Below are 12,575 nucleotides of genomic sequence, written 5' to 3' on the forward strand. Positions count from 1 at the left end.
GCTATCCGCGTTTGGAGGTTACGTCGCGTTCGTACTGCTGGACGTCGGCGATGAATGCCTCGCCGACGGGCACGTCGTTGCGGCGGCAGAACTCGTCCCAGACGGCGTTCCAGGGCAGCGATTTCGACTCTTCGAGCAGGGCCAGGCGTTCGAAACCCTGTCCGTTGGCCTCGTATGCACGGAGTTGGGCGAGGGGTTCGAGCAAAGCCTGCATCAAGGCCTTCTGCGTGGCCCGCGAACCGATGACGTAGGCGCCGATGCGGTTGATCGAGGCGTCGAAATAGTCCAGGCCGATGTGTACGCGGTCGAGGGCGTCGCAACGCACGATCTCCTTGCAGAGCTCCAGCGTGTCGTCGTTGAGGATCGTCACGTGGTCCGAATCCCAGCGTACCGGGCGCGAGACGTGCAGCATCACCTCCGGGGTGAAGAGCAGCAGCGACGAAATCTTGTCCGCTACGGACTCCGTGGGGTGGAAGTGTCCCGTGTCGAGCGTGACGATCTTGCCGCGCGAGGTGCCGTAGCCGATGTAGAAGTCGTTCGAGCCGACGGTGTAGCTCTCCAGCCCGATGCCGAAGACCTTCGACTCGATGCAGTCCTTCATGTGGGCGTACTCCGTCTCGAAGATGCGGTCCAGCGAGTCGCGCAGCAGTTCGCGGTATTTCATGCGGTTGACCGTGAGGTCCTTCGAGCCGTCGTGCACCCAGATGTTCATGATCGAGGGGTCGCCCTGCGCCTTGCCCATCTCCTCGGCGATGGCCCGGCAGCGGCGCGTGTGCTCGATCCAGAATTCGCGGATTGCCGGGTCGGGGTTCGCCAGCGAAAGGTCGCCCGACTTGGGGTGCGAGAACGATGTGGAGTTGAAGTCCAGCTTCATGTCGTTGGCCTTCGCCCAGTCGATCCAGCCCTGGAAGTGGCGCGGCTCGACCTGGTCGCGGTCAACGAACTGGCCGCCGAACTCGCCGTAGATTTCGTGGAGGCTCAGGCGGTGCCTGCCCGGGATGAGCGACTTGGCCTTGAGGATGTCGGCGCGCAGTTCGTCGATGTTGCGCGCCTTGCCCGGGTAGTTGCCCGTGGTCTGGATGCCTCCCGAGAGCTCCCCGCCCAAATTCTCGAACCCCGTCACGTCGTCGGCCTGCCAGCAGTGGAGCGACAGTGAGATGCCTTGCAGCGCCGCAAGGGCCTTTTCCGTATCTACGCCGATGGACGCATAGCGCTCCCGGGCGATCTCATAAGCACGTGTGATCTGTTCCTGTTTCATGTCGGTATGTGTTTTATGGGTTTGTTATTCGGGGTTGTTCGTGATGCGCCGGAAACGGTCATAGGCCTCGTCCCAGGCCGCGTCGTGATGCGGGGTGAACCGCTCGGTGGGGATGCGGCGGGCGATAAGCGCACGCATCTCGCGCAGCGTCGTGACGCACCCCGCAGCCCGGGCCTGAATCATGAGGTTGCCCACGGCCGTAGCCTCCGAAGGCCCGGCCACGACCGGAAGCCCGATCGAATCGGCCGTAAATTGATTCAACAGGGCGTTTTTCGAACCGCCTCCGATGACGTGCAGCCGCTCGATGGGGAAGGGTGCGATCCGCTGGAAGCGTCCGAGGACCAGCCGATACTTGAGGGCCAGGCTCTCGAAGATCGTGCGGATCATCGCGCGGTCGTCGGCGGGCGGTTGCTGTCCCGTCCGGGTGCAGTAGGCGCGGATCGCGGCGGGCATGTCGCCCGGGGCGGCGAACGAGGCGTCGTCGGGGTCGATCATCGCGGCGAAGGAGGTCGCTTCCGAGGCCATGCGCACGATCTCCGGGTAGGAGTAGTCGCGGCCTTCGGCCTTCCAGCGTTTCAGACATTGTTCGAGAATCCACATGCCGGTAATGTTTTTCAGCAGGCGCGTTGTCCCCTCCACGCCCCCTTCGTTGGTGAAGTTGCAGGCGAAGGTCCGTTCGTCGATCACCGGGTCGGGAACCTCGATGCCCATCAGCGACCAGGTTCCCGACGAGAGGTAGGCGAAGCGTTCGTCTTCGGCCGGGACGGCGGCGACGGCCGAGGCGGTGTCGTGCCCCGCTACGGCGATGACGGGCAGCGTCGGCAGACCGCATTCGGTGGCCAGTTCGGGGCGCAGGGTCCCGATCCGGTGTCCGGGCAGGACGATCGGCGGGAAGAGCTCCGGCGAAAGCCCCATCCGCTCCAGCAGCCGCCCTTCGATGCGCTTCGTGCGGGGGTTCAGCAGCTGGGAGGTCGACGCGATGGTGTACTCGGTGATCATCTCGCCGGTGAGCAGGTACGACAGTGCGTCGGGCATGAAGAGCAGCCGACGGGCGGCTGCCAGTTGCGACGAATGTTCGCGCTGCAGGGCGTAGAGCTGGTAGAGCGAGTTGAAGTTCATGATCTGGATGCCCGTTGCGGCATAGACCTCCTCGCGGGAGAGCACTTCGGAGAAGTAGGCTTCGGGGATTCCGTCGGTGTGGGGGTCGCGGTAGGCGTAGGGGAGCCCCAGGAGGCTGCCGTCTTGTCCGACGAAGGCGAAGTCTACACCCCAGGTGTCGATGCCGACCGACGTGATTCCGACCCCTTCGCGGGCAGCGGCGCGGAGGCCTTCGCGCAGGTGTTCGTAGAGCGAGAAGATGTTCCAGTGGTAGTGGCTGCCGAGGCGGAGCACGGCGTTCGGGAAGCGGGTCAGCTCCTTGAGGGCGAGCTCCCCGTCGCGGAGCGAGCCGAGGATCGTCCGGCCGCTGGTGGCCCCGAGGTCGAAGGCGATGAAGTGTTTGGGTTGCATGTTTCGGCGTGTGGTTTTGTCTTTACAAAAGAACGCTTTTTTTTGTTGTTCCGACGTGGAAATATGACGGATGAATTGAACTTTTTGATTTTTGTTCCATTCCGCGATTGCGGAAGCCTGACTTTTCCCTATATTTGTAGGTAGAAAACCTCGTTTTCGCCCGGATGGCCTTGTGAATGAAACCTGAAAGCGGATATAAATATCTGGTTAACAGTGATAAGGATCAGATGTGGGGCATTACCGTCGATACCGTCGGGAGTGAGACCGTGCCGCCCGGCTACGAGGTCTATCCGCCGCGGGTGGGACACCCTTCGGGTTTCTATTTTGATGTTGGGAAAGGCCGTGTGCTGGAGAGCTACCAGCTGCTCTACATCACCTCCGGGCGGGGGGGTCTTCTACGGGCGTCGGCGCGAACGCACCGTGATCGGGGCCGGGGACATGATCCTCCTGCGCCCCAACCGCTGGCACAGTTACATGCCCGACCGCGAAACGGGATGGCACGAGTACTGGATCGGATTCCGGGGTCCGAACGTCGACGCGCGGTTCCGCAACGACTTCTTCGCCGACGACCTCGAAATCTTCCGTGTCGGAGTCCGCGAGGAGATGGTCGACCTCTACGACAAGGCCCGCGAGGTGGCCGAGGACGAACGCTCCTCCTATCAGCAGTATCTGGCCGGGATTGCCAACCTGTTGTTGGGCATGGCGATGTACTACCATGCGAACCATCAGTTCGTATCGCAGGAGGTCGTCGGGCAGATCGACCGCGCCCGGCGGATCATGCGCGAGGAGTATTCGACCGGCATCTCCCCCGGGGAGGTCGCCCGGCGCGTGAACATGAGCTATTCGTGGTTCCGGAAGATGTTCCGCGACTACACGAACCTCTCCCCGGCCCGCTACATGCAGCAGCTCCGGCTGCAGGAGGCCTGCCGCCTGCTGTCAGGGACCTCGCTGAGCATCAAGGAGATCGCTTTCCGGGTCAACTGCGTCGATGCCTCCTATTTCTCGAATCTCTTCCGCCGCCACCTGCGCATGACGCCCGTCGAGTACCGCAACCGTTTCGGGGTCGGACGCGAACCCTCCGAGGCGGTGGCGGTGGACGAAGTTCCCGAAACGTGAAAAACAATCCATCATTCCAAAAAATACGAAAACCCGATGAATGCTGAAATGATCCGAAAGGCCGGGTATGGGCTCTTGCTCGGCTGCCTGACGCTGGTGTCCGTCTCCTGCGGATGCCGGGTCGTCATCGGCGACCTGCGTTGCGAATACCAGGTCTCACCCCTTTGCGTCGATACCCCTTCTCCGCGCTTTACGTGGGCCTATGCGGGCGGAGAGGAGTTCATGCAGGCCGCCTGCCGCCTTTGTGTGGCGACGGAACCCGGAAAACTCGATGATCCCGATATTTGGGATTCGGGGAAGATCGTGGCGGAACGCCCGCTGGCCGTGATGCCTGACACCGGGGCGCTGAAGTCCCGGACTGTCTATTGGTGGCGCGTGGAGGCCTGGAATGAGGCCGGGGAGCGCTTCGTCTCGCCCGTCGCGACGTTCGAGACCGCCCTGCTGGAGAGCTCCGAATGGCAGGCCCGCTGGATCACGGACTCCTGCGGCCGCGATTGTGTCCCGGCTCCGATGTTCCGCCGCTCCTTCCCGGTGAAGGAGGGGGTCGTCCGTGCCCGGCTCTACGCCTCGGCTGCGGCCTACGGCAAATTCTCCCTGAACGGTGAGCCCGTTTCCGATAACCGCCTCGATCCCGGCTATACGCATTACGACCGCCGGAATCTCTATGCGGTGCACGATGTGACGCCGCTGCTCCGCGAAGGGGAGAATGTCCTTGCCGCCGTCCTCGGAAACGGTTTCTACAACGCCCTCCAGCCCCTTTCGGTGTGGAATTTCGAGAATGCCCGCTGGCGCAATCGCGCCCGGATGCTCTGCGAACTCCATATCGACTACGCCGACGGTGGGCACGAGGTGGTCTGCTCCGACTCCTCGTGGCGGACCTCGGCCGACGGACCCTACCTCTCCAACGACATCTACAGCGGCGATACCTACGATGCCCGGCGGGAGATCCCCGGCTGGGACCGTCCGGGATTCGACGACGGTGCATGGGCGCAGGCCGTGGAGGTCGAGGCCCCCTCGCCGCGGCTGAAGGCGCAGGCGATGCCGCCGATCCGGGCGACCCGCGAGCTGGCGCCCGTCGAGGTGCGGTCGTTCGGCGATACGGTCTGGGTCTTCGACTTCGGAACCAACATCTCGGGGGTCTGCCGCCTTGCGGTCGAGGGCGAACGCGGTACGAAAATCTCCCTGACCCATGGGGAGCTGCTCCAGCCTTCGGGGCGTATCGAGATGCGCAACATCGATATTTATTTCCACGCCCGCCCGGGCTACGCCTTCCAGACCGACACCTACGTGCTGCGCGGCGGGGAGCGGGAGTGCTGGGCACCGGATTTCACCTACCACGGCTTCCGCTACGTGGAGCTCGTGTCGAGCGCCCCGCTGAAACTGGATGCCGGGAGCCTCACGGCGCTCGCCATGCACACCGACGTGGAGCCGGTCGGGGAGTTTGCCTGCTCGAATCCGCTTCTCAACCGCATCTGGAAGATGACGCGCCAGAGCTACCTGAACAACCTCATGTCGATCCCCACGGACTGCCCGCAGCGTGAGAAGAACGGCTGGACGGCCGATGCCAGCCTGGCGCTGGAGATGGCCCTGCTCAACTACGACGGCATCACCTTCTACGAGAAGTGGCTCGACGACTTTATCGACAACCAGACCCCCGAGGGACGCATTTCGGGAATCATCCCCACGGCCGGGTGGGGTTACGACGACTGGATCGGCCCCGTCTGGGACGCTTCAGCCTTCATCATCCCCTATACGCTCTACAACTATTACGGCGATCTGCGCCCGATCGAGAAGATGTGGCCCCTCTGCGAGCGTTATCTGGATTTCCTGGCTGCGCGTGAGGAGGCTGACGGGAGCGTGACCTACGGAATCGGAGACTGGCTCTCGTACCGCGCCCAGACTCCGACCGACTACACCTCGACCTGCTATTACTATTACGATCAGGTGCTGATGGCGCGCTTCGCCGAACTTTTGGGACGGGACGGAAGCCGCTATGCACGGAAAGCCGCCGAGTTGCGCGATTTGATCAACGCGAAGTATTACGATGCCGAACGGGGCCTCTACGCCAACGGCTCGCAGGCGGCGCAGGGCGTGGCGCTCTACCTGGGGATCGTCCCCGAGGCGGAGGCGCAGCGGGTGGCCGACAACCTCAATGAGATGATCGTCGCCAACGACTGTTTCCTGGATTTCGGAACGATCGGCAGTAAAACCGTATTGAGAATGTTGACCCGCTACGGACACGTCGAGACGGCCTACCGGATGGCTGCGAAGACCGAGGCTCCGTCGTGGGGCTGGTGGGTCAAGCAGGGCTTCACGACGCTGGCCGAGACGTGGGTGTTGTCACCCGAGTGGCGTGACGCCTCGATCGACCACGTTTTCCTGGGCGATGTGGCGGCCTGGTATGTCAATGACCTGGCGGGGATCAATTTCGACCCGCAGGCCCCCGGATTCGGACACGTGGTTTTTGCCCCGCACTTCGTCGCGGAGCTCGACTGGGCCGGGGCCTCCTACCGTTCGGTCCGGGGCGAAATCCGTTCGGAGTGGCACCGCAAGGGTGGCAAGGTCTTGCTGAAGGTGACCCTTCCGGTCGGGACGACGGGCGAGGTCCGCTTGGACGGAGAGACGATTGCCTCGGTCGGCGGCGGCGTGCATGAATTCACCCTCTGACGGAAGCCCCTCTTTTTTCTTGCAAACGAAGCGGAGGTCCGGAATGATTCCGGGCCTCCGCTTCGTTTGGACGGTTTCCCGCAATTTTCATCGGGCCGTATCGCCCGCATTCCCTGAAAGATGCCTCCCGAGGGGATGGTCGTCGGGTCACTTTTGTCGCTGAGGGGAGATTCCGGTGCCGATTTTGGCCCGGAAGGTCGAAGCCGGGAATCCTATTTCGAGATGAGGTTTTCGCGTTCGATGTCCTTGAAGTAGCGGTAGGTCGCCACGCGGAGCTCTTCGGCGGCCGGGTCGTCGCAGACCAGAATGCCGTTCGGATGAACCTGCAGGGCCGAAATCGTCCACTGGTGGTTGTACGAACCCTCCACGCCGTGACGCACGGCACGGGCCTTCTTGTGACCCGTGGCCAGGATCAGCACCCGCTTGGCCGAGAGCACCGTTCCGACACCCACCGTGAGGGCCGTCTTCGGAACCAGCGTGATGTCACCGCCGAAGAAGCGGGCATTCACCTGAATCGTATCCTGTGTCAGCGTCTTGAGGCGCGTGCGGGAGTTCAGCGACGAGAACGGCTCGTTGAAGGCGATGTGTCCGTCTTCGCCCACGCCGCCCATGAAGAGATCGATGCCGCCGGCCTCGACGATCCGGGCCTCATAGTCGGCGCACTCCTTCGCCAGATCCTCGGCATTGCCGTCCAGGATGTTCACATTTTCGGGTTTGATGTCGATGTGTTTGAAGAAGTTGTTCCACATGAACGAATGGTAGCTCTCGGGATGCTCCTCCGGGAGTCCCACATACTCGTCCATGTTGAACGTGATGACGTTCTTGAACGACACTTCGCCCGTCTTGTGACGGCGGATCAGTTCCTTGTAAGTCTCCAGCGGCGTGGAGCCCGTCGGGAGTCCCAGTACGAAGGGCGATTTGGTCACCTGCTCCTTGGCCTTGATCTGCTGGATGATGTAGTTGGCGGCCCATTGTGCCACCTGCTGCGGGGTATTTTCGATAATTAAGCGCATAAGCCTGTTGTTTTTTGATTTTCGGTTTTGTCAATATCCGGCCGGGGAAGGGTAGCGCCGCCCTCCCCCGACCGGAATCGGATTTAGAACATGCGGACGAAGACCTCGATGGCCTGGTATTCGGCCATGCCGAGCTGGTCGTAGAGTTTGGCGGTATTCTGCGTCCGCTCCTCGGCGCGCTGCCAGAACTCGCGCGGGTCATCGCCCGGGAAGGGCATGATATCCTTCTGCGAGAGGTGGCGGTAGATGGCGTGGCGCTTCATGATCAGCTCGTCGGGAGACAGGGGCACGGCCATGTCCACCATGCCGAGATCCCACTCCATCCATGCCCCGCGGTAGAGCCACAGGTGGCAATCCTTCATCCAGTCGTCCGCCTTGACCACCTCCAGGGCATTCAGCACGGCCTCCATGCAGGTGCGGTGCGTTCCGTGGGGGTCGGCCAGGTCTCCGGCGGCGTAGATCTGCTGGGGTTTGATCTCCCGGAGCAGGTTTACGATGATTTCGGTATCCTTCTCGGAGAGCTGGCCCTTCTTGATTCCGCCGGTTTCGTAGAACGGAAGGTTCAGGAAGTGGGCGTTCGTGTCGGGATTCAGCCCGAACGACCGAACGGCGGCACGCGCCTCGGCACGGCGGATCGAACCTTTGATGTCGAGCAGCGCCCGCGGTTCGGGCTCTCCCTTCTTCTTGCCGGCGATGATCTTTTCGACTTCGGCATAGTGGTCGCCGTATCCGAGCTGGCGGGCCGTGTCGATGTTCTGCAGCACAACGTCGTCGTGGACGGCCACGTTGCCCGAGGTTTCGTAGGCTACGTGTACGTCATGCCCCTGCTGGACGAGACGGATGAACGTACCGCCCATCGAGATCACGTCGTCATCGGGGTGGGGCGAGAAGATCACCACGCGCTTCGGGAAGGGTGTCGACGGTACCGGACGTGTCGAGTCGTCGGCATTGGGTTTGCCGCCCGGCCAGCCCGAAATGGTGTGCTGCAGGTCGTTGAAGACGTCGATGTTGATCTGGTCGAAGGTGCGGCCCTGTTCGAGCAGTTCGCCGAGCGAATTTTCGATATAGTCCTTGTAGGTGAGTTTCAGGATCGGCTTCTTCACCACGCCGCAGAGCCATACCACGGCCTTGCGGACGAATTTCGGCGTCCACTCGCAGGGCCCGACCATCCACGGCGTCTGCTCGCGGGTGAGCAGTTGTGCGGCATTTTCGTCGATCACCACCTCGATATTGGCGTGGGCCTGCAGGTAGGAGGCCGGCACCAGGTCGGAGATCTCTCCTTCGACGACCTTCTGAATGATCCGGGCTTTCTCCTCGCCCCAGGCCATGAGGATGATCCGGTCGGCACGCATGATCGTGTCGATACCCATCGTAATGGCCATCTTGGGGGTGTTCTCCAGCCCGTAGAAGGCGCCGGACTGTACTTTCCGCGTGTTGTAGGTGAGCTGTACGAGCCGGGTCCGCGACCGTACGTAGGAGCCCGGTTCATTGAACCCGATCTGTCCATCCTCACCCACGCCGATGATCATCAGGTCGATGTGGCGGATGGCGTGGTCGTAGGAGGCGCAATACTCCGAGATGCGGCTTTCGGGGACCGTCCCGTCAGGAATGTGGACATTCTCCGGCTGGATGTCGATGTGGTTGAGGAACTCCTCGTGGATGCGGAAGTTGCGGCTCTGCTGTTCGGTCGACTTGATCGGGTAGAACTCGTCGAGGCTGTAGACGGCCACGTTGCGGAAACTGATCTGCCCCTCCTTGTGACGCTTGACTAGTTCCCGATAGAGACCCAGGGGGGTGCGGCCGGTGGTCAGGCCCAGTACGAAGGGTTGGGCCTCCTCGTAGACTTCGTTCGAGGAGTGGATTTCGTTGTACGTGCGGATGGCCTTCACGATCGTGTCGGCGACATACAGCACTCCGTTGTATTCGTTTTCGTAGACCCGGGTATGGATCTTCTCGTAACGATGGATGATGTCGCGCGGTGCCGATTCAGCGATCAGCCCGCCGTCTTTCGGTAAAGAATACTTGTTGTTCATCTCTTTTATGGATTACGTTTTCCGATTACATTTCGAAGTGTACGGGTTCGAAGAATTCCGGCCGGTGGAAATCGGGCTTCTCGGTCTGAATGGGCCTCCACGAGAGGAAGTGCGGATGCGAGAGGTTGTCGCCGCATTTGTAGAGATTCATGCGGGCCTCCACACCGCTCCAGTCCTTGATTTCGTGCCGGAACAGCGCTTCGGGGGGTATGGCCAGGGTCAGCGACCAGTGGTTGTTCCCCTCACGCTCCTCGAAGGGTTTGCCGAAGGGCAGCGTCGTGGTTCGTTTTACCGAGTCCATCACCTCCTGTGCGGCGTGTACCGCATCGGCGTGCGTATGTCGGAATCCGAGGAGCATTCGTCCGATGCAGGTTGTTTCGAAATTGTAGTACCCGCTTTCGTCGCCCACGGCCAGGAAGAATTCCACGCACGAATCGGTCCAGACCTCTCCGTTGTCCTCCGTGACACGTGCGGCGGTGTAGTTCTCCGCGACGTCGAAGCGCAGCAGGAGCCTGTTGCCGGTATGGAACATCCGGAACCTCACTTCCGGGGCATAGGGATAACCGTCCGGCCAGTTGCAGCAGGCGATCGGCCGGGATTCGACCTGTGCGAACGCCGCGTCGACAGCCTCCGGATTCTCGAAATCGATACCTGAAAATTTGCGGATTTCCATTGTCTTGCGCTTATTTTTTGTATTTGGCGACCGTGTCGCGCACGATCCGGCACATCGTCGGATATTGCTCCTCCATGCTTTGCAGCAGCTTGTACTGGGCATGGGTTCGCACGAGGTTGTGCTCCGGGTATTTGATCTTGTAGTAGAGGTCGCCGTCGATGTAGTCCATCAGGAAGCGCAGCACCTGTTCGTAGGTGATGTAGCGGGCCGAGAAGGCCAGGTAATCGATTTCCGGCTGGGAGAGTTGGCTGGCACGCTGCGAGAGGTATCCCTCGGTGTAGGCTTGGAACATCTCGATCGACATGCTGACGCGCGACAGGTCGCGGTCATCCTCGTCTCCCGTGTTGGTGTAGGAGCGGATGGCGTCTCCGAAGTCGTTGAGCGACGTGGAGTTCATCACCGTGTCGAGGTCGATGGCGCAGAGCACCTCGCCCTCCTTGTTGAAGAGGATGTTGTTGATCTTCGTGTCGTTGTGGGTCACGCGCGTAGGGATCGTACCCTCTTCGACCAGCTTCCAGAAGTCGAGCATTTCGGCGCGGCGCGACTCGATCCATCCGATCTCCGTCTGGAGATCCTTCACGCGGCCTGCGGCATCGCGTTTGAGGGCCTCGTCCCACTGCACGAAGCGGTGGCGGATGTTGTGGAATCCCTTGATCGTCTCGGCGAGGGGTTCGGTGAAGTCGGCCAGCTGGGCCTGGAACTTTCCGATTCCCTCACCGCCCTTGCGGGCGAGTTCCAGGGAATCGGCCTTGTTATAGGCAACGGTGTCGGCGATGAAGACCGTGACGGCCCAGTAATCGCCCTGCGAGTCGATGTGGTAGAGTTTCCCGTCGTAGGTCGGGACGACCGTCATGGCCTCGCGCTTCGGGTCTCCGCCCTCGGCGATGACCCGGCGGCGGATATGTTCGGTGACCTTGCGGATGTTCTCCATCATGCCCGGTATGTCGGGGAAGATATTCTTGTTCTTGCGTTGGAGGATGTAATCCGGCGCATCTCCGGCCGTGCGGATGATGAACGTATCGTTGATGAAACCGTCGCCGAGCGAGTTGATCGCGGCGATGTCGCCTTCCAGCGCGAAGTGCGAAGCTATTTTCTGGAGCTCTGCCTGTAATTCTGCATTCATAGGTTGGTATCCGTTTCGGTTTTAGGTTTATGCACTTTCAAAGATATTGAAAATTGTGTAGAATTGCAACCTGAATTCGTGAAAAAAGCCTGCTTTTTCGTCTGTAAAAAAGCAGGCTTTCGCTCTTCATGATGCGTTTATTCGATCGGGTCGACGATCGTAACTTTCATTTCGTAGGTCTGGATTCCCGATTCACCCTGGTAGTTTCCGTTGCCTGCGAGGAACGTGACGGTGTAGGTTCCCGGCTCGGTGTAGGTGTAGGAGTAGCTCTTCACGTCGTCGGCCACGCCCTTGATGCTCTGGCCCGTGTCGGGCGAGATGGTGTTCAGAGCCATCGGCTGCATGAATCCGAATTGTCTGACGGGACTTGGCATCCCGGCAGCACCGGCGTTGAAGCCCTGGTACACGATCACGGCCGCAGAATTGGAGCCAGTCCCTAAACCCTGGATTTTCAAATTGCCGTTACCGCTGGCGTTGTGAATATAGGGATTGTCTGCATGGATGTCCGCCAGCGAATAGGTAATGAAGCGTTCGCCCATGGATACCCCCGAGTACTCTTGCGTATCGTAGCCCTTGATCTTGACCCGAATCTTCGGGTTGATTCGATAGGTTTTCATCGTTTGGTTCAGATCCTCCTCGTTCTGGAAGAGGTGTACTCCGAACGTGAAATTATCGGCATACTCGGTGATGTCGTAGGTGTAGGTTGTGAATTTATTCGCATTGTTGTCTTCGTACTCAAGCGTTTTCCAACCGGGATATTCGTTCCCTTGTCTGCTGGCCTCGATGGCTTCGACGATCTGCCGGTCAGCTTCGGCATCCTGTCCGCTCAGACCCTGGAATTGATTGCCGACAAGCATGTTGAGGCTCCGGATGTCTGCTTTGCTGTATTGCTGGCTGATCTCGATCTCCAGCGTACACTGTTCGATGTCCTCGAAGGCCACGCTCGTGCGGTCCCGGTATCTGTATTCGTGCCCCGTATCGCCGTTCCAGACGGTGATGTAGTCGGCATTGCCGCTGAAATTGAATACCACGGGGTCGCCCGTCTTGTAGGTATTCGTCGGGGCCAACTGCACCGAGAACTCCAGCGGTTCGTAGATTTCGTCGTGCTCGCACGAACTTCCCGCCGCCATGAGCGCGAGGGCCGTTGCGAGATATGTAATGCGTTTTGTCTTCATGGTCTGCT

9 protein-coding genes are annotated in these 12,575 nt (G+C 60.8%); 2 read left to right on the plus strand and 7 right to left on the minus strand.

What is annotated here, in order from left to right:
- Position 1 precedes the first annotated feature (1 nt).
- Together ABGT65_RS09635 and ABGT65_RS09640 are read right to left on the minus strand one after the other, a co-directional pair.
- Complete coding sequence (locus tag ABGT65_RS09635) at positions 2–1,258, minus strand: L-rhamnose isomerase (RefSeq protein WP_346701702.1); 1,257 nt, start codon at positions 1,256–1,258, stop codon at positions 2–4.
- 24 nt (positions 1,259–1,282) lie between these two features.
- On the minus strand, positions 1,283–2,767 hold the full coding sequence (locus tag ABGT65_RS09640; protein WP_346701704.1) for a rhamnulokinase family protein: 1,485 nt from the start codon (positions 2,765–2,767) through the stop codon (positions 1,283–1,285).
- 327 nt (positions 2,768–3,094) lie between these two features.
- Between ABGT65_RS09640 and ABGT65_RS09645 the strand changes: the two genes are divergently transcribed.
- Complete coding sequence (locus ABGT65_RS09645) at positions 3,095–3,883, plus strand: AraC family transcriptional regulator (RefSeq protein WP_346701705.1); 789 nt, start codon at positions 3,095–3,097, stop codon at positions 3,881–3,883.
- 36 nt (positions 3,884–3,919) lie between these two features.
- The gene (locus tag ABGT65_RS09650) at positions 3,920–6,550 is read left to right on the plus strand and encodes a family 78 glycoside hydrolase catalytic domain (protein ID WP_346701707.1); all 2,631 of its coding nucleotides are present in this window, start codon (positions 3,920–3,922) and stop codon (positions 6,548–6,550) included.
- A 212-nt stretch (positions 6,551–6,762) separates the two neighbouring features.
- Here the strand turns inward: ABGT65_RS09650 and nagB are convergent, their stop codons facing one another.
- From nagB to ABGT65_RS09675, 5 genes are all read right to left on the minus strand, one after another.
- Entirely contained in the window at positions 6,763–7,563 is an 801-nt protein-coding gene (gene nagB / locus ABGT65_RS09655; protein WP_346701708.1) for a glucosamine-6-phosphate deaminase, read from the minus strand.
- 83 nt (positions 7,564–7,646) lie between these two features.
- On the minus strand, positions 7,647–9,596 hold the full coding sequence (locus tag ABGT65_RS09660; protein ID WP_346701709.1) for a 6-phosphogluconolactonase: 1,950 nt from the start codon (positions 9,594–9,596) through the stop codon (positions 7,647–7,649).
- A gap of 25 nt (positions 9,597–9,621) precedes the next feature.
- On the minus strand, positions 9,622–10,269 hold the full coding sequence (locus ABGT65_RS09665) for a carbohydrate-binding family 9-like protein (protein WP_346701711.1): 648 nt from the start codon (positions 10,267–10,269) through the stop codon (positions 9,622–9,624).
- A 10-nt stretch (positions 10,270–10,279) separates the two neighbouring features.
- Positions 10,280–11,392 (minus strand): aminoglycoside phosphotransferase family protein, encoded by a 1,113-nt coding sequence (locus tag ABGT65_RS09670; RefSeq protein ID WP_346701713.1) that lies wholly within the window; start codon positions 11,390–11,392, stop codon positions 10,280–10,282.
- 137 nt (positions 11,393–11,529) lie between these two features.
- Complete coding sequence (locus ABGT65_RS09675; RefSeq protein WP_346701715.1) at positions 11,530–12,567, minus strand: DUF5017 domain-containing protein; 1,038 nt, start codon at positions 12,565–12,567, stop codon at positions 11,530–11,532.
- Positions 12,568–12,575 lie beyond the last annotated feature (8 nt).

The sequence above is a fragment of the uncultured Alistipes sp. genome (genome assembly GCF_963931675.1).
GTDB lineage: Bacteria > Bacteroidota > Bacteroidia > Bacteroidales > Rikenellaceae > Alistipes.

Coding starts and splice junctions, on each gene's coding strand:
- ABGT65_RS09635 (WP_346701702.1), bottom strand. CDS start 1,258: ATGAAACAGGAACAGATCACACGTGCTTATGAGATCGCCCGGGAGCGC.
- ABGT65_RS09640 (WP_346701704.1), bottom strand. CDS start 2,767: ATGCAACCCAAACACTTCATCGCCTTCGACCTCGGGGCCACCAGCGGC.
- ABGT65_RS09645 (WP_346701705.1), top strand. CDS start 3,095: ATGTTGGGAAAGGCCGTGTGCTGGAGAGCTACCAGCTGCTCTACATCA.
- ABGT65_RS09650 (WP_346701707.1), top strand. CDS start 3,920: ATGAATGCTGAAATGATCCGAAAGGCCGGGTATGGGCTCTTGCTCGGC.
- nagB (WP_346701708.1), bottom strand. CDS start 7,563: ATGCGCTTAATTATCGAAAATACCCCGCAGCAGGTGGCACAATGGGCC.
- ABGT65_RS09660 (WP_346701709.1), bottom strand. CDS start 9,596: ATGAACAACAAGTATTCTTTACCGAAAGACGGCGGGCTGATCGCTGAA.
- ABGT65_RS09665 (WP_346701711.1), bottom strand. CDS start 10,269: ATGGAAATCCGCAAATTTTCAGGTATCGATTTCGAGAATCCGGAGGCT.
- ABGT65_RS09670 (WP_346701713.1), bottom strand. CDS start 11,392: ATGAATGCAGAATTACAGGCAGAGCTCCAGAAAATAGCTTCGCACTTC.
- ABGT65_RS09675 (WP_346701715.1), bottom strand. CDS start 12,567: ATGAAGACAAAACGCATTACATATCTCGCAACGGCCCTCGCGCTCATG.